Origin of the sequence: Micromonospora sp. SH-82, from assembly GCF_051132485.1 — a bacterium.
Lineage (GTDB): Bacteria > Actinomycetota > Actinomycetes > Mycobacteriales > Micromonosporaceae > Micromonospora.
This window is the reverse complement of the sequence record NZ_CP148049.1, coordinates 3,723,813-3,746,498: the sequence shown is the minus strand read 5'-3', so window position 1 is coordinate 3,746,498 and position 22,686 is coordinate 3,723,813. Positions and strand designations below refer to the sequence as shown.

The 22,686-nt window shown below is 72.4% G+C and carries 17 protein-coding genes; 15 read left to right on the top strand and 2 right to left on the bottom strand.

Features of this window, described 5'->3' with window-relative positions:
• The first annotated feature begins 146 nt into the window (after window positions 1-146).
• The 14 genes from WHN02_RS16875 (at window position 147) to WHN02_RS16810 (ending at window position 19,870) form a co-directional block, all read left to right on the top strand.
• Window positions 147-2,348 (top strand): SDR family NAD(P)-dependent oxidoreductase, encoded by a 2,202-nt coding sequence (locus tag WHN02_RS16875; protein ID WP_434739705.1) that lies wholly within the window; start codon window positions 147-149, stop codon window positions 2,346-2,348.
• Window positions 2,349-2,403: 55 nt separating this feature from the next.
• Complete coding sequence (locus tag WHN02_RS16870) at window positions 2,404-7,140, top strand: beta-ketoacyl synthase N-terminal-like domain-containing protein (RefSeq protein WP_434739704.1); 4,737 nt, start codon at window positions 2,404-2,406, stop codon at window positions 7,138-7,140.
• Window positions 7,141-7,181: 41 nt separating this feature from the next.
• Complete coding sequence (locus tag WHN02_RS16865; protein WP_350900214.1) at window positions 7,182-7,496, top strand: acyl carrier protein; 315 nt, start codon at window positions 7,182-7,184, stop codon at window positions 7,494-7,496.
• Window positions 7,493-8,365, top strand: a complete 873-nt coding sequence (locus WHN02_RS16860) for an alpha/beta fold hydrolase (RefSeq protein ID WP_434739703.1) — start codon at window positions 7,493-7,495, stop codon at window positions 8,363-8,365. Before WHN02_RS16865 ends, WHN02_RS16860 begins: the two co-directional genes overlap by 4 nt.
• Window positions 8,366-8,391: 26 nt before the next feature.
• The gene (locus tag WHN02_RS16855; protein WP_434739702.1) at window positions 8,392-9,354 is read left to right on the top strand and encodes a sulfotransferase domain-containing protein; all 963 of its coding nucleotides are present in this window, start codon (window positions 8,392-8,394) and stop codon (window positions 9,352-9,354) included.
• A 104-nt stretch (window positions 9,355-9,458) separates the two neighbouring features.
• Window positions 9,459-11,219, top strand: a complete 1,761-nt coding sequence (locus WHN02_RS16850; RefSeq protein ID WP_434739701.1) for a hypothetical protein — start codon at window positions 9,459-9,461, stop codon at window positions 11,217-11,219.
• Between the two features lie 110 nt (window positions 11,220-11,329).
• On the top strand, window positions 11,330-12,367 hold the full coding sequence (locus tag WHN02_RS16845) for an extracellular catalytic domain type 1 short-chain-length polyhydroxyalkanoate depolymerase (RefSeq protein WP_434739700.1): 1,038 nt from the start codon (window positions 11,330-11,332) through the stop codon (window positions 12,365-12,367).
• An 84-nt stretch (window positions 12,368-12,451) separates the two neighbouring features.
• Window positions 12,452-13,582, top strand: a complete 1,131-nt coding sequence (locus WHN02_RS16840) for an ABC transporter ATP-binding protein (protein ID WP_434739699.1) — start codon at window positions 12,452-12,454, stop codon at window positions 13,580-13,582.
• Window positions 13,579-14,406 (top strand): ABC transporter permease, encoded by an 828-nt coding sequence (locus WHN02_RS16835; protein ID WP_434739698.1) that lies wholly within the window; start codon window positions 13,579-13,581, stop codon window positions 14,404-14,406. Before WHN02_RS16840 ends, WHN02_RS16835 begins: the two co-directional genes overlap by 4 nt.
• Before the next feature lie 41 nt (window positions 14,407-14,447).
• Window positions 14,448-15,299, top strand: coding sequence for a 3'(2'),5'-bisphosphate nucleotidase CysQ (locus tag WHN02_RS16830; RefSeq protein ID WP_434743977.1), 852 nt, complete (start codon window positions 14,448-14,450; stop codon window positions 15,297-15,299).
• The gene (gene cysD / locus WHN02_RS16825; protein ID WP_434739697.1) at window positions 15,299-16,213 is read left to right on the top strand and encodes a sulfate adenylyltransferase subunit CysD; all 915 of its coding nucleotides are present in this window, start codon (window positions 15,299-15,301) and stop codon (window positions 16,211-16,213) included. The genes WHN02_RS16830 and cysD overlap by 1 nt, the downstream gene beginning before the upstream one ends.
• Window positions 16,214-16,308: 95 nt before the next feature.
• Complete coding sequence (locus tag WHN02_RS16820) at window positions 16,309-17,553, top strand: sulfate adenylyltransferase subunit 1 (RefSeq protein ID WP_434743976.1); 1,245 nt, start codon at window positions 16,309-16,311, stop codon at window positions 17,551-17,553.
• Between the two features lie 121 nt (window positions 17,554-17,674).
• Window positions 17,675-18,262, top strand: a complete 588-nt coding sequence (locus WHN02_RS16815) for a hypothetical protein (RefSeq protein WP_434739696.1) — start codon at window positions 17,675-17,677, stop codon at window positions 18,260-18,262.
• Between the two features lie 93 nt (window positions 18,263-18,355).
• Entirely contained in the window at window positions 18,356-19,870 is a 1,515-nt protein-coding gene (locus WHN02_RS16810) for an FAD-dependent monooxygenase (protein ID WP_434739695.1), read from the top strand.
• A 149-nt stretch (window positions 19,871-20,019) separates the two neighbouring features.
• Here the strand turns inward: WHN02_RS16810 and WHN02_RS16805 are convergent, their stop codons facing one another.
• Window positions 20,020-20,925, bottom strand: coding sequence for a hypothetical protein (locus WHN02_RS16805; protein WP_434739694.1), 906 nt, complete (start codon window positions 20,923-20,925; stop codon window positions 20,020-20,022).
• 377 nt (window positions 20,926-21,302) lie between these two features.
• On the opposite strand from WHN02_RS16805, the gene WHN02_RS16800 reads away from it, so the two are divergent.
• The gene (locus tag WHN02_RS16800) at window positions 21,303-21,863 is read left to right on the top strand and encodes an NUDIX hydrolase (protein WP_434739693.1); all 561 of its coding nucleotides are present in this window, start codon (window positions 21,303-21,305) and stop codon (window positions 21,861-21,863) included.
• A 21-nt stretch (window positions 21,864-21,884) separates the two neighbouring features.
• Here WHN02_RS16800 and WHN02_RS16795 read toward each other — a convergent pair whose 3' ends face one another.
• Window positions 21,885-22,679, bottom strand: a complete 795-nt coding sequence (locus WHN02_RS16795) for an SAM-dependent methyltransferase (RefSeq protein ID WP_434739692.1) — start codon at window positions 22,677-22,679, stop codon at window positions 21,885-21,887.
• Between the last annotated feature and the right edge of the window lie 7 nt (window positions 22,680-22,686).

Genomic DNA, 22,686 nt, shown 5'->3' with positions numbered 1-22,686 from the left:
TCGCCGCACCGGCCGCGCTCCCGGCAGCGCCCACCGCCCCGGTACCCGCACCGGTCGCCGTACCGGCACCGGTCGTCGCGCCCGTTGCCGCCGCGCCCGTTGCCGCCGGGCCGAGCCTGGGCGACTTCCAGAGCGCGATCCTCGCGGTGCTCAGCGAACGCACCGGCTACCCCGCCGACCTCATCGAACTCGACCTCGACCTCGAAGCCGACCTCTCCATCGACAGCATCAAACGCGCCGAGGTCGCCGGAGAGGTGGCCCACCGACTCGACCTCAGCGTCGACGGCGACGAGAGCGAACTCGAAGACCTCGTCAAGGCCCGCACCGTCCGCGCCATGGTCACCTGGCTCGACGAGCGGATGAGCGGCAGCCTGCACCTGTCGGTGACCACCACCGGCCCGGTCACCACCCCCGCCACACCGCCGTTCCCCGCCACCGCACCGGCCCCGGCCGTCGTTCCGCAGGTCGCCGCACCCGCCGCCGGACCGGCACCGGCCGCCGCCGTGGCCGCACCCGGGGGCGCGACCACCCTCGCCGACTTCCAGAGCGCGATCCTCACCGTGCTCAGCGAACGCACCGGCTACCCCGCCGACCTCATCGAACTCGACCTCGACCTCGAAGCCGACCTCTCCATCGACAGCATCAAACGCGCCGAGGTCGCCGGAGAGGTGGCCCACCGACTCGACCTCAGCGTCGACGGCGACGAGAGCGAACTCGAAGACCTCGTCAAGGCCCGCACCGTCCGCGCCATGGTCACCTGGCTCGACGAGCGGATGAGCGGCACTGTCACCGCCACCCTCACCGCCACGGCCGTCACCCCCGCCGCGCCCGCACCGGCCACCGCACCGACCCCGCCGAGCGACGTCGGATCCCCGTCGCCCGTCGGAGTGGGGGTGGCCCCGAAACGACTGGTCGCCCGAGACACCCTCCGCCCCGCGTCCCCCGGGGACCCGGCGACGGTCCTCGCCGGTGCCCGGTTCCTGATCACCGGAGGCGGGGAGGTCGGGGCGTACCTGGCCGAGATGCTCGGCGCGCACGGTGCCAGCGGGCAGCTCGGGGTGCTCGACGACGGCCAGGCCGACACCGGCTTCGACGGGGTGGTCGTCCTCGACGGGTTGACCCACCTCGACGAACCGCTCCTGCCCGACGTCTTCCCGCTGCTGCAACGGGCCCTCGCCGCCGGACCGCGATGGCTGGTCGCCGCCGGGGTCGAGCACGCCGGCGGGGCCGCCGACGGGATGCCCGGCCTGTTCCGCACCATCGCCCGCGAGTACCCCCAGATCAACGCCCGGTTCGTGGCGACCGCTGCGGGCACGCCGGCGCAGGTCGTGGCCCGGCAGATCGTCACGGAGCTGCTGATCTCCCCGGACGCTCCGGTGGTCCGCCTGCGTGGCGGCGACAGGTACGTCACCGACCTGGTGCCGATGGAGCTGGGCGTGCTGGCCGCCGGTGGGGCCGGACCGGCCGGCGACGGGGTGGCCGAGGCCGGTGCCCTCGGGTTGACCTCCGACTCGGTGGTGGTGCTGGTCGGCGGAGCCCGGGGCATCACCCCGTGGTTCGCCCGGGTCCTGGCCTCGGCCAGCCGGTGCCGGGTCGAGCTGGTCGGCCGTACCCCGCTGCCGCAGGGACCGCAGGACCCGACGGTGGCGGCGGCGCAGGACAAGGCGGCACTGGTCGCCGTGCTGGCCCGGCAGGGCGGACGGTCACCGGCGGAGATCGACCGGGAGGCGCGGCAGATCCTGGCCGCCCGGGAGGTGGCCGCCACCGTCGCCGAGCTGACCGCCTCCGGGGCCGAGGTCCGCTACCACGCCCTGGACGTGTGCGACGCCGAGGCGACGAGGGCGCTGCTGGCCCGCCTCCACGCCGAGCACGGCCGACTCGACGCCCTGGTCTACGCCGCCGGGATCATCGAGGACAAGCTGATCTCCGAGAAGGACCCGGCGTCGTTCGGGAGGGTCTTCGGCACCAAGGTCGACGGGGCACGCACCGTCCTGGCCGCCCTGGACGACCTGCCGGGCAAGCCCCGGTTCGTGGTCTTCTTCGGCAGCATCGCCGCCGCCTACGGCAACCGGGGGCAGGCCGACTACGCGGCCGCCAACGACGCCCTGGACACCATCGGCACGCGGTGGGCGGGCCGGACCGGGTCCCGCTGCCTCACCGTCCACTGGGGTCCGTGGGCGCCCGGGGCCGGACACGGGGGCATGGTCACCGCCGAACTGAGCCGGGAGTACGCCCGGCGCGGCATCGGCCTGATCGACCCGGAGGAGGGCGCGCTGGCCCTGCTGCGCGAGCTGGCCTGGGCCGACGCCTCGGTCACCTCGGTGGTCTACACCGCCTCGGGGTGGTGAGCACCCCGATGCCCCGCCGCCTGGCCCCCGCCCACAGTGCCCGCCGGAGGAACCGATGAGCGCCACCCCGTTCCCACCCGACCCGATCGCCATCGTCGGGATGGCCGCCCTGATGCCCGACGCCGGTGACCTGGAGAGCTACTGGAAGAACCTGGTCGACGGGGTGGACGCCATCACCGAGGTCCCCGCGCACCGGTGGGACGAGGAGTTCTACGACCCGGACCAGGCACACCGGCCGGACCGGATGTACTGCCGCCGGGGCGGCTTCGTCGACGAGCACGCCACCTTCGAGCCGCTGCGGTTCGGGGTGATGCCCGCGTCGGTGCCGGACATCGAACCCGACCAGCTCATCACCCTGGAGGTCGCCGCCCGGGCCATCGCCGACGCGGGCGGGCCGGACAAGCTCCCCGACGGCGAACGGGTCGGGGTGATCATCGGTCGGGGCGGGATCCTCAGCCCCGCCCAGGCCCGGTACGCCCAGCGGGTCCGGATGTCCAGCCAGGTGGTGCAGATCCTGCGGGACCTGGTGCCGGACCTGGACCCCCACCGACTCGACCTGCTGCGCAAGAAGTTCGACGAGCGGCTGGGGCCGTACCAGCCGGAGGGGACGATCGGGCTGGTGCCGAACCTGGCCGCCTCCCGGGTGGCCAACCGGCTCGACCTGCGGGGTCCGGCGTACACCATCGACGCCGCCTGCGCCTCCTCCCTGATCGCCGTCGACCAGGGCATCACCGAACTGGTCAACGGTCGGCTCGACGCGGTCCTCGCCGGTGGGGTCCACCACGTGCACGACATCAGCTTCTGGTCGGTCTTCAGCCAGTTGCGGGCGCTGTCACGGCGGGGTGAGATCCGCCCCTTCGACGCCGACGCGGACGGGCTGCTCATCGGCGAGGGCACCGGGGTGGTGGTCCTCAAGCGGTACGCCGACGCGCAGCGCGACGGTGACCGGGTCTACGCGGTGATCCGGGGCAGTGGGACGTCCAGTGACGGCCGGTCGGCGAGCATGTTCAACCCGGCGGTCTCCGGTCAGGTGCTGGCCATCCGCCGGGCCTGGCAGGCCGCCGGGCTGGACCCGACCGCCCCGGACGCGATCGGGCTGCTGGAGGCGCACGGCACCGGGACCCCGACGGGGGACGCCGCCGAGCTGACCACCGTCGCCGAGGTGTTCGGCCCGTACGCCGGCGGCCCGAGACCGGTGATCGGGTCGGTGAAGTCGATGATCGGGCACACCATGCCCGCCGCCGGTATCGCCGGGCTGATCAAGGCGGCGCTCGCCGTACACCGGGGTGTCCTGCCGCCGACCCTGCACTGCGAGTCGCCGCGCCGGGAGATGGCGGCGACCCGGTTCGCCCCGATCGCCACCGCGCGCGCGTGGGAGTCCGACGGTCCACGCCGGGCCGCGATCAACGCGTTCGGGTTCGGCGGGATCAACGCCCACCTGATCATCGAGCAGGCCCCGGAGTCGGTGGGTGCGCCGGTCGCGCCGGTCACCGTCACCGCCCGTACCGAGGTGACCGAACCGGACCAGGTCCTGTGGCTGGCCGCACCGGACCCGGCCGGGCTCGCCGCGCTGCTCGATCGCGACGACCACGAGGTACGCCGACTCGGCGCGCAGACCGCTGCCGGGTCCGACGGGCACCCGCCGGGCCGCAGCCGGCTGGGCGTCGTCGACCCGACCGACCGGCTCCTCGCGGTGGCCCGCAAGGCGGTCGCCCGGGGCCAGGCGTGGCGGGGTGGGCGGGACATCTGGTTCAGCCCGCAGCCGCTGCTCGCCGACGGTGGAAAGGTCGCCTTCGTCTTCCCCGGGTTGGAGGCGGAGTTCACCCCGCGCACCGCCGACCTGGCCGCGCACTTCGGGCTGCCCGACCGCGAGTGGTCCTCGGCCGACCTGGGTCGGCACGGGGCCGGGCTGATCGAGGTGGGCCGGCTCCTGCACACGGCGCTGGCCCGGATCGACGTCCACCCGGACGCCTTCGCCGGGCACAGCATCGGCGAGTGGACCGCCGCCGCGGTCAGCGGTCAGGTCAGTACGACCACGATGGACGAGTTCCTGGCGTTGTTCGACGCCGAATCGGTGGAGGTCTCCGGGTACGTCTTCGCTGCGATCGGGGCGGGCGCCGAGCAGGTGGCCCCGCTGCTCGCGGACTTCCCGACGGTGGTGCTCTCGCACGACAACGCCCCGGGACAGTCGGTGGTCAACGGGCCGGAGCCGCAGGTGGACCGGTTGGTCGAGGCGTTGCGGTCCCGCAACGTGCTGTGCCAGAGGCTGCCCTTCCGGTCGGCGTTCCACACCCCGGCCTTCGCCGACGGGCTCACCTCGATCGGGGCCGCCCTGGGCCGGTGGCAGGTGCACCCGACCCGGGTGCCGGTCTGGTCGGCCACCCTGGCCGCCCCGTTCCCGGCCGACGAGGACGAGGTCAACCGGACCTTCGTCAGGCACATGATGGAGCCGGTCTGGTTCCGGCAGACGGTCGAGGCGATGTACGCCGCCGGGTTCCGGGTGTTCCTCCAGGTCGGTTCCGGGCAGTTGGCCTCCCTGGTCGGGGACAACCTGCGGGGCCGTGACCACCTCGCCCTGCCGGTGAACACCGCCCACCGCAGCGGACTCAACCAGCTGCGCCGGGTCGCCACCGCCCTGTGGGTGGAGGGGGCCGAACCGAACCTGGCCGCCCTGGACGCCCCTCGCACCACCACGGCGAAGCCGGCCACCCCTCGGCGCGGACCACGGATGAAGCTCGACCTCGGTGGTCCGCTGGTCCGGCTCGGCGCGGACGCCGCCGGACTGCTCGGCCTCCAGGCGTCTGCGCCCCCGGCCGCCGACACCCCGACCACCCCCACCCCGACCGCCCCCAGCCCGGCCGCCGCCGGGTCGACCACAGCCACCTCGACCACTGACCGCACGGCCGCCGGGGGTTCCCCCGCCGCCGTCGGCGTGGCACCCGGCTCGTCGCCCCCACCCGCGTCGACGGAGCCGGGGGCCGCGCTGACCGCGCTGAACCGGCTCGCCGGGGAGTCCAGCGCCGCAGCCGAACTCGCCGCGCTGCTCAAGCACACCGGGCAGGACGCGGCGAGCGCCCTCGACGACACCCCGCGAGCCGTCGACCGCACCCCGGCCCCACCGGCACCGGCACCGACGCCACGTCCTGCGGCTCCGCCGGTGACCGCCTCCGCACCGGCCGCACCCACCCGCCCGGGTCCGGCCACCCCCGGCCCGGAGGTGGGGCGTACGGTCCTGCGGGTCTCCCTGGAGACGATGCCGTACCTGCTCGACCACTGCTTCTTCGTACAGCCCGACGACTGGCCGGACCCGCAGGACCGGTGGCCGGTGGTGCCGGCGACCGCCCTGGTCGCCCACATGATGGACGCCGTCGAGCAACTGGTGCCCGCCGCCACGGTGGTGGCGGTGCACGACGCCCGGTTCTCCCGCTGGTTGATCGCCGAACCCGCCCAGGACGTCGAGGTCGTGGTCAGGTCCGCCGGTCCGAACCGGTACGCGGTCATCCTCGGCGGGTACGCCCGGGCGACCGTCGAGGTCGGCACCGGTCATCCCGCCCCGCCGCCGGTGTGGACGCACGACCCGGCCACCGAACGTCCACCGACCCTCGGGGCCGCCGAGATGTACGCCGAGCGGCTGATGTTCCACGGCCCGCAGTTCCGGGGAGTGACCACCGTGCACGCCCTGGGCGACCGGCACGTACGGGGTGTCGTCACCGCGCCCGCCCCACCCGGTGCCCTCCTGGACAACGCGTTGCAGCTCATCGGGAACTGGCTGATCACCACCCAGCCGTTCCGGACGGTGGCGCTGCCTGTCGGGTTGGAACACGTCCGGTTCTTCGGGCCTCCGCCACCGGCCGGTCGGGCCTTCGAGTGTGTGGCCCGGGTCCGCAGCATCGACGACGGGAAACTGGTCGCCGACACGCAGCTCAGCGTCGACGGGCGGGTGTGGGCGCAGATCGAGGGGGCGGTCGACCGACGGTTCGACAGCCACCCGCAGGCCCGGATCGCCGAGCGGTTCCCGGAGCGGTACCCGATGTCGCACCTGCAACCGGAGGGCTGGACGATGGCCTTCGACTGCTGGACCGACCTGGTCACCCGGGGGATGGCAGCCCGGGGGATCCTCGGCGACGCCGGATACGCCGAGTACGAACGGCACCCGGCGAAGACCCGCAAGCAGTGGATGCTCGGCCGGATCGCGGTCAAGGACGCCGTCCGGGCCCGGCTGTGGCAGGACGGCCACACCGACATCTACCCGATCGAGCTGACCGTCGGCAACGACCCGGACGGACGTCCGTGGGTACGCGGTCGACCCGGCCGTGACCTGGGCGACTGCGACGTGTCGCTGGCGCACTGCGCGGAGATCGGGGTGGCGGTGGCCCGCCGACGCCCCGTCGACGGCGCCGCGACCACCGGGGTCGGCATCGACGTCGCCGAGATCACCGACCATCCGGCGACCACACTGACCTTCGCCCTCACCGACGCGGAGACCAGCCTGCTGGGCAGGCTCGCCGGGGTCGACCCGGACGCCCGACGGGTCTGGTTCACCCGGTTCTGGGCGGCCAAGGAGGCGGTCGCCAAGGCCGAGGGCACCGGGCTCGACGGCAGGCCCCGCAGCTTCGAGGTCCGCACCGCCACCGGTACCACCGTCGAGGTCACTGTCGGCGGGCGGACGTACCGGGTCGGTCACCGGGAGGTGACCAACCCCGCCGACCTGCCGCCCCGCCGCTACGTGGTGGCCTGGACCTGGGGTGCCGAACCGGACCCGGTCGTCCCGCCGGGGGTGTCCCGACCGTGACCCGACCGTCTTCCATCCGACCAGCAGAAGGAGCAACAGTCATGCCTGCCGCCCAGGCCAGCACCCTCGCCGAGCTCACCGAAATGATCAACGCCGTGCTGGGGGACTTCGCCGTCGACCAGGTCGTCACCCGGGACACCACCTTCCAGGACGACCTGGGCATGGAGAGCATCGACGTGGTCTCGCTCGCCGGCCGGTTGCAGGCCCGCTACGGCGACACCGTCAACTTCGCCCACTTCGTCGCCAAGCTGGACCTGACGACGGTGGGCGACCTGCGGGTCGGTCAGCTCGTCGACCACATCGACGCCTCGCTGGCCGCCGGCCCCGGTGACGAGGTCGGGGCGGGCAGCCGGTGACGGTGCTCCGGGCCAACGGGATCACCCTGCACACGCAGCGGCTCGACCCGGTCGACCCGTCCCGTGACGGTCCGGCCCGGCCGACGGCGGTCCTCATCCACGGGATGGCCTCCGACACCATGGCGAGTTGGTACTTCACCCTGGCCGAGCCGCTGGCCCGGGCCGGGTTCCCCACCCTGCTGTACGACCTGCGGGGGCACGGCCGCAGCGAGCGACCCGCCACCGGGTACGCCCTGGACGACTTCGTCGACGACCTCGAGGCGCTCCTGGCCGGATCCGGGGTCACCGGCCCGATCCTGCTGTTCGGCAACTCGTTCGGCGGCACCATCGCCTTCGGGTACGCGGCCCGGCGTCCGGAACGGGTCGCCGGGGTCGTGGCGGTGGAGTCCTCCCCGCCGACCCCGGAGTGGATGCGTCGGGTGGCCGAGCGACTGCACCGGGTCGCCGCCCGGCTGCCGCAGGAGGGGGCGCTGGCCGGGATCGGTGCCCGTCGGGGGCCGACCGCCGCCAGGCGGGCCGCCGACACCGGCCGGTTCCTCGCCGACACCTCGATCACCGAGGAGTTGCCGGCCAGCCGGCTGCCGTCGACGGAGGCCCTGGCCGCCCTGCGGTGCCCGGTCCTGTGCCTCTACGGTGCCCGGTCCCCGATGGTGGACCTGGCCGAGGCGGTACGGGACCTGCTTCCCCAGACCCGGGTCGCCGTCCTGCCCGACCAGAGGCACTCCGTCCTGGTCGACGCACCGGAGGCGGTCCGCCGACACGTCTTCGCCTGGCTCACCGAGCAGTGCGGTCTCGGCACCACCACCACTGCGGCCCCCACCACCGGGCAGCCCGACGACCGACCACCGCACCCGACCACCGTCCCCTGACCACGCGACACCCCTGGAGGCCCCCGATGGGAAGCCCGATCACCGGCCGGTCGATCGTCATCAGCAACGGCAGGTGCGGTTCGACGCTCCTGTCCGACCTGATCGCCGAGGAGCCCGACACCCTGTCGGCGCAGGAGTTCTTCATGTCCGTGACGCCGTGGGCGCGCAGCAGGGAGGTGCTCACCGGAGCCGAGTACTGGTCGGTGCTCGCCGCCCCGAAGGCCGAACTGTCCACGCTGTTCCGGATCGGCCTGCCGCCGAAGGAGGTCAGGTATCCGAGCACCGGCAGGTGGGCCGACCGGATGACCGAACTCCCCCGGATCATGGCGATCACCCTGTCGAAGCTCACCGACGACCCGGACGCCCTCTTCGACAGGCTCGCCGAACGGGTGCCGGACCAGCCCGCCCAGAGCGTGGTCGAGCACCACCGGGCGTTCCTCGACCTGTTGGCCGTCCTGACCGGACGACGGCGGTGGGTGGAACGCTCCGGCGGGTCCAGCCACCTCGCCCCGCACCTGCTGCAGGGGTTCCCCGACTGCAAGGTCGTCTACCTCGACCGCAACCGGGAGGACACCGCGAGGTCGATGAGCAGGCACTCGTCGTTCCAGCTCATCCAACTGCGGGTGGAGTTCCTCGGCCGGTGCGGGCTGGACCCGTTCCGGCTCTCCCCCGGTCAGGCGGTACCCCCGGAGATGGAGTGTTACCTGCCGGACCGGCTGACCGCCGAGACGTTGCAGGAACGGGGCGCGGACCTGCGCCGGTACCTCGGGCTCTGCGCCTTCATGACCAGCCAGGCCGAGCAGGCCCTGACCGACGTGCCGCCGCAGCACCTCCTCCGGATGCGCTACGAGGACCTCGTCGCCGACCCCGTCGCCGAGCTGACCAGGCTCGGCGGTTTCCTGGACTTCCCCGACCCGTCCGGGTGGGCCGGGGCGGTCGCCGGCCGGGTCAGGGCACCGAAGCCACACCCGCAACCGGCCACCGTCTGAACGACCCGCCCGCACCTCGTCGCCGGGTGGCCGGTCGGCCACCACCGGTGTCCTCATCGTCGAAAGCGAGGCAGTTGGTGATACGAACATCAGCACGACGCCTGATGGCGACCCTGGTCGTCCTCGGGCTCGGGCCCGTCCTGGCGACCCCGTCGGCGGCGCTGGCCGCCGACACCCGCCCCCCGGGTGCCCCGAAGGTGCTGGCGAAGGCCGCACCGGACGAGTGCTTCGCCGGGATCGGTCAGCCCTACCCGGCCGGGCCGCCCTGCGCCACCGGACAGGCGAAGGTCAACCAGGCGTACCTGTGGGGCATGACCCGGGCCGGAAAGACCCTGTTCTACGGCACCGGTGCCAACGTCAACTGCCTGACCAGCGGACGGACCCTGCGCAACACCACGCCCGCGATCAACGCCGACTGGGTCTGCGAGTACGGCGAGAGCCAGATCGCCAAGCGCAACCCGCAGCTCCCGGTCACCCTCGGCGACCACCGGACCCCCCGCCTCTACAGCTACGACCTGCGGACGAACCGGCTGACCGAGAAGACCGACCTGGTGCGCGGGGCCTCCACCGAGGACCTCAACCGGTTGCAGACCACCGTCGGCATCCGGGCGGCGGGCAACCACGCGGGAGTCGCCCTGCTCGGCGGCCCGGCGCTTGGCGAGAGCATCAACCTGTTCGCCTTCGACACCGACACCGGGGCGTACCTCGGGTCACGCAACTTCCCCGCGTACGGCAACATCCGGCACTTCGTGGTCGCCGACGACGGCCTCTACGCCGGGGTGGGGGTGGGCGCCAACGGCGGCAACCGGGGACACGTCCTGCGTTGGACCGGCAGCAAGGCCGACCCGTTCAGCTTCGTCGAGGTGGCGAACCTGCCGGCGCAGGCCGCCGACCTGACCGTCCACGAGGGACGGATCTTCGTCACCACCTGGCCGGGTGGGACCGAGGAGCTGACGGTGACGCCGTCGGCGACGCCGCCCCCGGCGAGCATCGCCTCGGTCTGGATGAGCCCGAAGCTCTCCGCCGGTGCACCGGGGCTCACCCCCGAGGACGCCACCGGCTGGCAGCAGGTGTGGAACGTCAGCGGGTACGAGCCGGACGCGGTGGTGGCCCGCAGCTACGGGCTGGGCGGTCTCGCCTCGTACGGGGGCTACCTGTACTGGGGCACCATGCACGTGCCGCTCAAGGCCAGCACCCTGCACATGAGCATCTACCCGCCGACCGACGAGGCGGGGATCCGCGCGACCGTGCAGAACACCCAGCGGGCGATCAGCATCCACCGGGGCAAGGCGTTCGGCTCCCACCGCCAGAAGGTGGAGCTGCTGTACGGGGCGACCGAACTGCCCGCGTACGACCCGGAGGCCGACGGCGGGGCCGGGGCCTGGTCGGTGGTGTCCAACGGGTTGACCCCGACGTACGGGCCGGCCGGGTTCGGCAACCCGTACAACAACTACACCTGGAAGATGGCGGTGGCCGGGGGGAAGCTCTTCGTCGGCACCATGGACTGGAGCTACCTGGCCAAGGAGCTGGGCCAGGCCACGGCGCAGGAGCTGGACCTGTCCCCGGCGATCGGCGACGCGATGGCCGTCGCGCCGCAGGTGGCCGCCGCCCGGACCGGCCCCCGGGTACCCCCTGCGGTGTACGGCGGTGACCTGTACGCCTTCCCCGGGCCGGGTAAACCGGCGCGGACGGTCAGCGACTCCGGGGTGGGCAACCACCTCAACTACGGGGTCCGCAACATGGTCGTCGACGGGGCCACCCTGTACCTGGGGATGGCGAACCCGATGAACCTGCGCACCGACCCGAACGACGACGTCCCCGAGGGCGGGTGGGAGCTGATCCGCCTGTTCAGCGCCGGCACCTGACCCCCCGTCGCCGGTGGTGTGGGGCGCGCCCCGCGCCACCGGCGACGGAACTTGCCCGTTCCTGGCCCGTTCCTGACCTTCCTCGAACATTGCGGGGAGAAGGTGTGCACATGATCTCTCCTACCGCTTCTCGCAGTGCGGGCGCGGCCCGCCTCGGCACCGTCCTCGCCCTGGTGGTGGGGCTGACCGCGCTGACCGGGTGCAGCCTGCTCGACGACGCCTCCGACACCCCGCCCGACGGGGCCCGACCGTCGGCCACCGACGCCGGACCGCCCGCCGTGCAGCTGCCCGTCGGCACCTCCGAGCACACCGTCACCGTCGACGGCCGGGACCGCACCTACCGGCTGTACCGGCCCGCCTCGGCGGCCCTGACCGGCCCGACCCCGCTGGTGGTCATGCTGCACGGGGCCGCCGGGACGGGTCGACAGGCCGAGCAGGCGTACGGCTGGACCGCCGAGGCCGACCGGTCCGGTTTCGTCGTCGCCTTCCCCGACGGATACAAGCGGGCCTGGGCTGCCGGGCCGGGCTGCTGCGGGGCACCGGCCCGGGAGGGGGTGGACGACGTCCGGTTCGTCACCGAACTCGTCGACACCGTCGGCGGGCAGGTCCCCGTCGACCCGGCCCGCACCTACGTCACCGGGATCTCCAACGGCGGACTGTTGGCGTACCGGCTGGTCTGCGACACCACGATCTTCGCCGCGGTCGGCGTCGTCGCCGCCACCCTCGCCGGGTCCTGCGACTCCCCCGCCCCCGTCTCGGTCCTGCACATCCACGGCGAACAGGACCAGACCATGCCGTACGGCGGCGGGCCGGGGCGACGCGACAACGACGGCACCGGGCGGCTGCCGGTCCGCATCGACGGCCCGCCCACCACCGAACTGGCCGCCCGGTGGCGCACCGTCGACGACTGCGGCGAACCCCGGACGAGCACCGACGGTCCGGTCACCCGGACCGTGGCGACCTGCCCCGAGGGGCGGGCCGTGGAACTGGTGACCATCGCCGACGCCGGCCACCAGTGGCCCGGTGGACGACCGAACACCCCCCGGTCGGAGCAGCTGCTCGACCTGGACCCACCCTCCACCGCGCTGAACGCCACCGAGACCATCTGGCGGTTCTTCGCCGACCATCCCAGGCCCGCCGGTGGCTGACCGGCCCGAGGCCCGACCGTCCGTCCCCGCCCGCGCGGGATCGCACGGTCGGGCGCACCCCATTCGCGCAGACGAGGAGAACCGATGCCCAGCAGAGACGGCCCGGCCGTGATCGAGGTCCACGACCTGGTCAAGCGCTACCCCGGCAGCGACACCAACGCCGTGGACGGGCTGTCGTTCCGGGTGGAGCCGGGCGAGGTCTTCGGACTGTTCGGGCCGAACGGGGCCGGCAAGTCCACCACCATCGGCGTCCTGACCACCCGGCTACGGGCCACCGCCGGCAGGGCGTACGTCGGGGGTGTGGACGTCGACCGGGACCCGGCCACCGCCCGCGCCCAACTGGCGGTGGTGCCCCAGCACAACAACCTGGACCGGGCGTTGACCCCCAGGCAGAACCTCGTCCACCACGGGACCTACCACGGGTTGTCCCGGCGTGCGGCCGCCGAACGGGCCGACGAACTGCTGGCCGGGTTCGGTCTCACCGACCGGGCCGACCGGCGCATCGAGGCGTACTCCGGGGGGCTGGCCCAGCGACTGATGATCGCCCGGGCGCTGGTCCACGAGCCGATGGTGCTCTTCCTCGACGAGCCGACGAACGCCCTCGACCCGCAGACCCGGCTGCTGATCTGGGGGCAGTTGCGGCGGCTACGGGAACGGGGGGTGGCGATCCTGCTGACCACCCACGCGATGAACGAGGCGGCCCGGGTGGTCGACCGGGTCGGGATCGTCGACCAGGGTCGGCTGCTCACCCTCGACACCCCGCAGAACCTGCTGCGGAGCCTTGCCGGGGACGCCATCCTCGACCTGACCGTCACCCCGGCCGCAGCGGACGGCCCGGCGCAGCTGGAGGCCGCCCTGGGGCGGCTCGACGGCGTACGCAAGGTGGAACGTCTGGGTCCCCCGGCCGGTCCCGGAGGTCCCGGGCCGCTCGGAGGGCGGCCCGGGGCGAACCTGCCACCCGCCGTCCGGGCCCGGCTCGCCGCAGCCGGTGGCGCGGGGGCGCTGGCCACCCTGGCCCGGCAACGGGCCACCGACCCGGCCGACGGCAGCGGGCGGACCCGGTTGCGCCTGCACGTGGCGGGTGACCCGTCGGCGCTGCTGGGCACGGCGGTGACGGTGGTGACCGGGCGGTCGGCCACCGTCGACGCCGTGCAGGTCAGCGAACCGAGCCTGGAGGACGTCTTCGTCGAACTGACCGGACGGGAGCCACGGTGACCACGCTCGACACCCCCACCCCGGCCCGCGTCGCCGTCCACCCGCGTCCCCGGCCCCCCGCCGGGCGGGTGTTCCTCGCCGTCCTGCGCCGCGACCTGATGGTCACCCGGCGGGAACTCTGGGTGATCCTGCTTCAGGTCGCCCTGACCCCCTTGTTCATGCTCTTCGTCTTCGACACCGTCCTGGGCCGGCAGGGCATCGTCGGTCCGGGCTTCGCCGACCTGTTCCTGCCGGGCGTGATCGCCCTGGCCGCCCTGACCACCGCGTTGCAGAGCATCGCCCTGCCGCTGGTCAAGGAGTTCGGTTTCACCATGGAGATCGAGGACCGCTTGCTGGCCCCGATGCCGACCGGTCTCGTGGCGATCGGGAAGCTGGTGATCGCCACCCTCCGGGGGCTGCTGGCGGCGGCCCTGGTCTACCCGCTCGGTGCCCTGGTGGTCGGCTCGGCCCCGTGGCGGCCGGCGGGCCTGCCGGTGGCGGTCCTGGTCGCCCTGCTCGGCGCCTGGGTCGGGGCGGCCCTCGGGATGTGCCTCGCCACCACCCTGCCGGTGCAGCGGATCAACGTCACCTTCTCGGTGATCCTCACGCCGATCATCTGGACCGGCTGCATCCACTATCCTTGGCCGCGACTGTCGTCGATGCCGTGGTACCAGGCGGCCACCGCCCTCAACCCGATGACATACGTCTCGGAGGGGGTGCGGGGAGCACTCCTGCCGGAGGTCGCGCACCTTCCGGCCTGGATCTGCCTGACCGTCCTGGTGGCCGTCGCCGGGGCGCTGACCTGGCTCGGCGTACGCTGCTTCAACCGGCGGGCGGTCCAGTGACCGCCCCCGTCGTCCGTACCGGCGAACGGGAGGAACCCGACGTGCCGCAGCCGAACCCCTCCGACTCCGACGCCCGGCTCGCCCGGCACCTCGCCGCCCGCGCCGGCGAACTACTCCTTCGGGTACGCGCCGAACACGGTCACGCCGACCCGGCCGCCCTCAAGGCCGCCGGTGACCGGGCCGCACACGACCTCCTCCGCTCCGAGCTGGCCGGATCGCGCCCCGACGACGCGGTGCTCTCCGAGGAGGACGCCGACTCCCGGCGCGTCGGTGAACGGGCCGGACGCCTCGGCGCCGACCGGGTGTGGATCATCGACCCGTTGGACGGGACGCGGGAGTTCTCCGAGGCGGGGCGGTCGGACTGGGCGGTGCACGTGGCGTTGTGGGCGCGTAACGCCTCGACCCCGCACGGTCTGGTGGCCGGTGCGGTGGGTCTGCCCGCCCAGCACCGGGTCCTGGCCACCGACGTCCCCCCACCGACGCCGGAGCCCGGCGACCAGCCCGGCGGACCGATCCGGGTGGCCGCGAGCCGGAGTCGCCCGCCGGTGTTCCTGACCGATCTGGCCGAGGAGGTCGGGGCGCAGTTGGTGCCGATGGGGTCGGCGGGGGCGAAGATCGCGGCGGTGGTGACCGGTGAGGTGGACGCCTACATCCACGCCGGGGGCCAGTACGAGTGGGACTCGGCCGCCCCCGTGGCCGTGGCGACGGCCACCGGGCTGCATGCTTCCCGGATCGACGGTTCCCCGCTGAGATACAACCAGGCGGATCCTCGCCTGCCCGACCTGCTGGTCTGCCGCCAGGACCTGGCGGAGCCCCTGCTCGCCGCCCTGCGCCGCCAACTCTCCGACAGCACCACCACCGCCACCCGGCCCGCGACCGGAAGGGACTCGTGATGAGCACCGCGTCCGCCGTCTACCAGGTCTCTCACCTCGACGCCTTGGAGGCGGAGAGCATCTTCGTGATGCGGGAGGTGGTGGCGGAGATGCAGCGGCCGGTGTTGTTGTTCTCCGGTGGTAAGGACTCGATCGTGATGTTGCGGTTGGCGCAGAAGGCGTTCGCGCCGGGTTCGGTGCCGTTTCCGGTGATGCACGTGGATACCGGGCACAACTTCGTCGAGGTTCTGGAGTATCGGGACGCGCGGGTGGCGGGGTTGGGGTTGCATCTGGTGGTGGCGTCGGTGCCCGAGGCCCTGGTCTCGGGTCTGGTGCGGGAGTCGGCGGACGGGATGCGGAACCGGTTGCAGACGCCGGTGTTGTTGGAGGCGGTGGAGAAGCACCGGTTCGACGCGTTGTTCGGTGGGGCGCGGCGGGACGAGGAGAAGGCGCGGGCGAAGGAGCGGGTGTTCTCGTTCCGGGACGAGTTCGGGCAGTGGGATCCGAAGAACCAGCGGCCGGAGTTGTGGTCGTTGTACAACGGTCGGCATCATCCGGGTGAGTCGATCCGGGTGTTCCCGTTGTCGAACTGGACCGAGTTGGATGTGTGGCATTACATCGGTCGGGAGGAGATCCCGTTGCCGTCGATCTACTTCGCGCACGACCGTGAGGTCATCTCCCGGGACGGCATGTTGTACGGGGTGAACGAGTTCATCCGTCCGCGTGCCGGTGAGACGCCGTTCATCGAGCGGGTCCGGTACCGGACGGTCGGGGACGCCTCCTGCACGGCGGCGGTGCGGTCGGACGCGGCGGATGTGGCGGCGGTGATCGCGGAGGTCGCGGCGACGCGGATCACCGAGCGGGGTGCGACCCGTGGTGACGACCGGGTCAGCGAGGCCGCGATGGAGGACCGGAAGCGAGAGGGCTACTTCTGATGAGTGTGCACGTGGAGTCCTCCGGGACCGCAACACCCGACACGGCGGTCGGGTCCGCGACGGCGGTCGGGGCCGAGACGGGGTCGGGGCGGCCGATGGACCTGTTGCGGTTCGCCACCGCCGGGAGTGTCGACGACGGGAAGTCGACCCTGATCGGCCGACTGCTGTATGACACCAAGAGCCTGTTCACCGACCAGCTCGAAGCCGTCGAGGCGGTCAGCGCGGCGCGGGGTGACGAGTACACCAACCTCGCGTTGTTGACCGACGGGTTGCGGGCGGAGCGGGAACAGGGCATCACCATCGACGTCGCCTACCGCTATTTTGCGACGCCCCGGCGGAAGTTCATCATCGCCGACACCCCCGGGCACATCCAGTACACCCGCAACATGGTCACCGGCGCGTCCACCGCCGACCTCGCCCTGATCCTGGTCGACGCGAGGAAGGGCCTGGTCGAGCAGTCCCGGCGGCACGCGTTCCTGTGCTCCCTGCTACGGGTGCCGCACCTGGTGCTGTGCGTCAACAAGATGGACCTGGTCGACTACGACCAGCAGACCTTCGAGGCCATCGCCGACGAGTTCACCGCGTTCGCCGCGAAACTCGACATCACCGACCTGACCATCATCCCCGTCTCCGCGCTGTCCGGGGACAACATCGCCACCCGGTCGGCGAACATGCCCTGGTACGAAGGCCCCGCCCTGCTCCACCACCTCGAACACGTCCACATCGCCTCCGACCGTAACCTCGTCGACGTCCGTTTCCCCGTCCAGTACGTCATCCGCCCCCAGTCCACCACCGTCACCGACTACCGCGGATACGCCGGACAGGTCGCCTCCGGCATCCTCAAACCCGGCGACGAGGTCATGGTCCTGCCCTCCGGGTTCACCTCCACCATCAGCGCGGTCGAGACCGCCGACGGACCCGTCGAAGAGGCGTACCCACCGATGTCGGTGACCGTCCGCCTCACCGACGAGATCGACATCTCCCGAGGCGACCTCATCTGCCGCCCCAACAACGCCCCCACCCCCACCCAGGACATCGACGCGATGCTCTGCTGGATGGACGAAACCCAACCCCTGCGCGTGGGCGGCAAATACACGATCAAACACACCACCCGCACCGCCCGCACCATCATCCGGGCGCTGAACTACCGCCTCGACATCAACACCCTCCACCGCGACGACACCGCCACCGACCTCACCCTCAACGACATCGGCCGCGTCCGCCTCCGCACCACCATCCCCCTGCTCGCCGACGAATACCGCCGCAACCGCACCACCGGCGGCTTCATCATCATCGACGACACCACCAACCGCACCGTCGCCGCCGGAATGATCGTCTAAAGGGCAGGGAACCCGTTCGGGGGACTCGACATTCGGTCGGGGGTGGAGCATGTGCCCACCCCCGACCGATTCGTTGTTCCCGTAGTGCCCGATGTCGACGCCGGTGGAAAGAGCAGTGACGATGCCACTCACCTACTCTCCAGACACGACCGCCGCGGCCTGGCTCGTCCAGTCCGACACACCGGTCACGTCGTTGCTGAACTTCGGTCCGACGATCTTCGAGGCGTACGGCAGGCTCCGGTTCATCCCCGACCCCGTCACGCCCGGTCAGAACGAGTCGGACGCCGACCTGCACCCCGGGCATCCGTCGGACATCGCCCAGGCACGTCGGGCGCTACGCCTGCTCGCCCGGTTCACCTCCACCCCGCAGGACTGCTACTTCTGCGTGTGGGAGGGGTACTCGGACATTCCGCTGCCACCGGACGTCCGGCACGGTCCACTCGTCGAGATCCCCGGCCGTCGGTACGCGTTGGTCCGTGGCGCGCTGCACGACATCGACGCCTGGGAAGCCGACCTCGGTGACGGACTGCCCGTCGCTCCACCGGCCTTCGTCTGGCCGGCCGACCGCCGGTGGTGTTTCGCCAGCGACGTCGACCCGCACTGGGCCGGGATCGGCGCCGAGAAGGCCGCCGTCGACGCGCTCGTCGGCGATGCGCAGCTGGACGTCGTCCCGGCAGACCCGACTGAACATCAACCTCTGTACTACTGAGCCACGCCACCCGACCATGAGACTCGACAGGACGGCCGCCGTCATCATCGGTGGCTTCGAGGGAGTGACGAGCGTGCTGTCGAAGGAGCCGTCGTGACAGTGAACGACCTCCCGGTCACCGACACCGACGTACTCGTCGTCGGCGCCGGGCCGACCGGTCTGATGGCCGGGCTCGTCCTCGCCCGACGTGGCGTACCGGCGGTGGTCGTCGACCACAAGTCCGGACCGACCCGCGAATCCCGGGCCCTCGCGGTCCAGGCCAGGACCATGGAGATCTACGACCAGCTCGGCCTGGCGCGGCAGGTCCTCGACGGTGCCTACTCCGCCACCCGGATGCAGATCCGCCAGCGGACCAACCCGCAGGGCTTCAGCATCGAGGCGGCGCAGCGCGGCTCGACCCGGTTCCCGGGAATCCAGATCTTCGAGCAGAGCCGCAACGAGGAGCTGCTGTCGTCCGCCCTCGCCGGGACCGGTGACGCGGTGCGATGGCGGCACCGCCTCGTCAACCTCGCCGACGACGACGGCATCACGGCCCTGGTCGACGGCCCCGAAGGGCCGTACCGGATCAGGGCGCGCTGGTGCATCGGTGCGGACGGGGCGGGCTCGGCGGTCCGCCACCAGCTGAACCTGCCCTTCGAGGGCGTCACCGACGACGCGTCGTTCTGCGTCGCCGACCTGCGCGGCGTCACCGGCGTACCCGACGGGTCACTCGCCCTGCGCTTCGGCGACGCGACCTTCGCCCTGATGTTCCCCCTCGGCCCCGGCGGGCACGTCCGCCTCGTCACGATGGCCCCCGGCGACCCCGTCGACCAGGAGTCCACGCTCGCCACTGTCGGTGCCGACCTCGGCCTGACCTGGACCGCCGTCGACTGGTTCTCGACCTACCGCGTCCACCACCGCGTCGCCGCACGGTTCCGCAAGGGATCGAGCTTCCTCGCCGGGGACGCCGCCCACGTGCACTCCCCGGTCGGGGGCCAGGGCATGAACACCGGCCTACAGGACGCACACCACCTCGCCAACCTCCTCGCCGACGTCGTACAGGAGCATCTCGACCCGGCCTCGCTCGACCGCTACGAGCGTGAGCGCCGCCCCGTGGCGGTCCGGCTCGTCAGGGTCACCGACCGGGCTTTCGGCGTCATCGCACGCCGTGGCCGCCGGACCGCGTGGCTACGACGTCGGTTCAGCGTCGTCATGGCCCACCTCGTGCCCCGCGTCCTCGCCTCCCCCATGGGCGCCCGGGTCGGTGGGCTGCTCGGCCAGTACCGCATCCGCTACCACTTCGTGCCGGACGGGACGGCGACGCCGACGTGGGCCGACGACAGGGCCGTCGGGCTGCGCCTGCCGCCAGTCGGCGAGAACCAGCAGTCGCTGCGGTCCTTCACCTGGCAACTGCACACCTACGGCACCCCTGCGGTACGCCCGGACGTGCCGGACTGGATGGACGGACCGCACGACTTCGGGACCGACGCCCAGGGCCGACTACGCCCGGGTCGGCTGTACCTCGTCCGTCCGGACGGGTTCGTCGCCGCCTCCCTGCCGCTGCGCGACGGCGTCGTCGACGAGACCGCCCTACGATCCGCCCTCGACTCTCACCTGGTGATCCGCTGAGGGGACAGTCGGCGCCCTCGGGATCGACCGTGCCGGGGTGGAGACCTCGTCGATCCACCCGTCACCGCCGCACCCGAGGTGGGAAGGGCGAAGGCCGGGCCGGGGTGGGGATGCCACCCGGACCCGGCCTTCGGCCGGTGCACGATCGGTCAGGACAGGAACTTGTCCAGGGCCGACTCGATGGTGCCGGAGTCCGGAGCCGCGTACGACTCCATGGTCTGCCGGTTGTAGGAGATGAAGCTCGGGCAGCGGTTCGCCGGGGCGTTCACGGTGCCACCGTCACCGATCTTCTCGCCGGTCTTCGCGGCGTAGAAGGTCAGCGTGTACTTGCCGGAGATGTACTTCACCTTGATCTGCTTGTCCGAGCTGTCCTTGTACTCGCACTCGCGCGGCTCACCCTGGCTGCCCTCGGTGAACTTGAGGCAGCCGACGACCGAGACCTGGGTGAACTCGGTCGACCGGGCGTAGTACGGCTTGTTCGAGCTGACCGAACGGGTCGACCAGTTGTTCGGCCGGTCCGGGGCGTTGGAGAAGGTGTACGCCTTGGCGCCGGACGCACCGCTGTAGGCGGCGGCGTTGAGGATCGGGCTGCCGTCGCAGACCGAGGACATGTCGCTGGAGAAACGGGCCGTGATGGCGTCGTCGCTCGGCTGCTCCTGCCCCTGCTGCGTCGGGGACGGCTCGGGGGCCGGCGACTCGTCCGGGCCGGGCGAGGTGTCGCCACCGGGCTCGGCGGGGCCCGTCGCCACGGGTCCCGGGTCGTCATCGTCGTTGCCGGTGAGCAGCAGCGCGCCGCCGACGCCGCAGACGGCGAGGATGAGCAGCACGGCCGCACCGATGCCGAGCCCGACGAAGAGGCCCTTGTTCGACTTCTGCGGCGGCGGGGCGCCGAACTGCTGCGGTCCGCCGGGGTAGCCCGCGCCCTGGTAACCGGGCTGCCCGGGCTGGCCCGGCTGGCCGTACGCGGGGTACCCGCCCTGCTGGGCCGGCGGCCCACTCCAGGGGGTCACGTTCGGATCAGGCTGCCCGCCGTACGGAGGGTAGTTGTCGCTCATCTGAAGCCCTTATCGCTCTCGACTGTTGCCCAGGCACGGGATCTTCAGTCAGGGTAGTGAGCGGCGCAAATTACGATGCGCTTCGGGTCGGCCACCACGGCTTCGGAGGAGGTTTACCGACGGCAACCTTCCACAGTCCGTGGTTGTTACGAGTCAGTTCGTGTTGGGCCTGCGGGGTCGCCGTCGGGGCCGGGACGACCGGATACGCGCACGGGTAAGGGGAATCGGGGTCTGATCGAGGGGTACGAGCGCCACCACCCCCCGAGTTCACAGTGTGATGCAGATCACCAAAGTGGCGGGTCGCCGGTCCCGTCACCCCATTGTCCCGAATCATCCACTACCGACCCGGTCCATCCTCCACCCGTCGGGAGTGCCCCATGCGCGACGCCCCGGTCTCCCCGATCGCTGACCTGTTGGCCACCTACCGGCCGCGTACCGCCGACGAGGCCGCCGACGTGGAGCGGACCCGGACCCTCCTCGACACCGGCGACCCGTGGTCCCGTGACCTGCCACTGCACGTCACCGGGTCCGCACTTGTCGTCCACCCCCCGACCGGACGGGTCCTGCTCCGGTGGCACGCTCGCCAGGGGGCCTGGTTGCAGGTCGGCGGACACGGCGACCCCGGCGAGCACCACCCGCTGGACGTGGCGCTGCGCGAGGGGCGCGAGGAGACCAACCTGGACGACCTGGTGTGCTGGCCGGACGGGTCCCTGCGGCAGGTGGTCGTGGTGCGGGTGAACGCGAGCCCCACCGAACCCGCCCACGAACACGCCGACCTCCGGTTCGTCCTGGCCACCGGCTCCCCCGAGACGGCCAGGCCGGAGAATCCCACCGCCCAGCTGCGTTGGCTGACCGTCCCCGAGGCCCTGGACCTGGTCACCGAGACGAACCTGCGGGACTTCGTCACCCGGGTCGGGGAGCTGCTCGACCAGAACTGACCGACCGGTGACCGCCGCCGGTCAGGGCTTGCGCCCCACCGCCCCGTACGCGTCGATCGCCGGGGTGTCGTCGTCGGCACGCCACCTGGTGATCGAGGTCAGTCCCGGTTCGACGGGGGTCAACCCGTCGAAGAACCCGCCGATCTGCTCCGGGCTGCGCAGCACGTACGGGACTCCCCCGCTGGCCACCAGCCGCGCCGCCCCCTCGACCACAGCGGGGCTGGTGTCGGTGCCGTCCCAGAGGACCAGGTGGCTTCCGGAGGGCACCGCGTCCAGGACCGTGGCGACGATGGAGCGGGCCACCTCCAGGTCGGGTTCGTAACCGAGGACCCCCATGAACATCACCGCCACCGGCTCCCGGAAGTCCAGGGCGTCGGCGGCCTCGGTGAGGATCCGCTCCGGGTCGTGGTAGTCGGCGGGGACGTACCGGGTGATGCCCGCACCGGCGGGGCTGACCAGCAGTGCCCGGGCGTGCACCAGGACCATCGGGTCGTTGTCGACGTAGACGACCCGGGACCCGGGGGCGACGGACTGGGCCACCTCGTGGGTGTTCTGCATGGTGGGCAGGCCGGTGCCGACGTCGAGGAACTGCCTGATCCCGGCCTCGGCCGCCAGGTGCCTGACGGTCCGGACGAGGAACCGCCGGGACTCCCGGGCCATGACGACGATCTCCGGGTACACCTGCGCCACCGCCGCACCGGCGGCCCGGTCGGCGGCGAAGTTGTCCTTCCCGCCCATCCAGTAGTTCCAGATCCGCGCCGCGTGGGGCACGTCGACGTCGAGTTCGGTGGCGAGGCCCGGTCCCTGATCGGCCATGGCGGGC

Coding starts and splice junctions, on each gene's coding strand:
- WHN02_RS16870 (WP_434739704.1), top strand. CDS start 2,404: ATGAGCGCCACCCCGTTCCCACCCGACCCGATCGCCATCGTCGGGATG.
- WHN02_RS16865 (WP_350900214.1), top strand. CDS start 7,182: ATGCCTGCCGCCCAGGCCAGCACCCTCGCCGAGCTCACCGAAATGATC.
- WHN02_RS16855 (WP_434739702.1), top strand. CDS start 8,392: ATGGGAAGCCCGATCACCGGCCGGTCGATCGTCATCAGCAACGGCAGG.
- WHN02_RS16850 (WP_434739701.1), top strand. CDS start 9,459: ATGGCGACCCTGGTCGTCCTCGGGCTCGGGCCCGTCCTGGCGACCCCG.
- WHN02_RS16845 (WP_434739700.1), top strand. CDS start 11,330: ATGATCTCTCCTACCGCTTCTCGCAGTGCGGGCGCGGCCCGCCTCGGC.
- WHN02_RS16840 (WP_434739699.1), top strand. CDS start 12,452: ATGCCCAGCAGAGACGGCCCGGCCGTGATCGAGGTCCACGACCTGGTC.
- cysD (WP_434739697.1), top strand. CDS start 15,299: ATGAGCACCGCGTCCGCCGTCTACCAGGTCTCTCACCTCGACGCCTTG.
- WHN02_RS16820 (WP_434743976.1), top strand. CDS start 16,309: ATGGACCTGTTGCGGTTCGCCACCGCCGGGAGTGTCGACGACGGGAAG.
- WHN02_RS16815 (WP_434739696.1), top strand. CDS start 17,675: ATGCCACTCACCTACTCTCCAGACACGACCGCCGCGGCCTGGCTCGTC.
- WHN02_RS16805 (WP_434739694.1), bottom strand. CDS start 20,925: ATGAGCGACAACTACCCTCCGTACGGCGGGCAGCCTGATCCGAACGTG.
- WHN02_RS16800 (WP_434739693.1), top strand. CDS start 21,303: ATGCGCGACGCCCCGGTCTCCCCGATCGCTGACCTGTTGGCCACCTAC.
- WHN02_RS16795 (WP_434739692.1), bottom strand. CDS start 22,679: ATGGCCGATCAGGGACCGGGCCTCGCCACCGAACTCGACGTCGACGTG.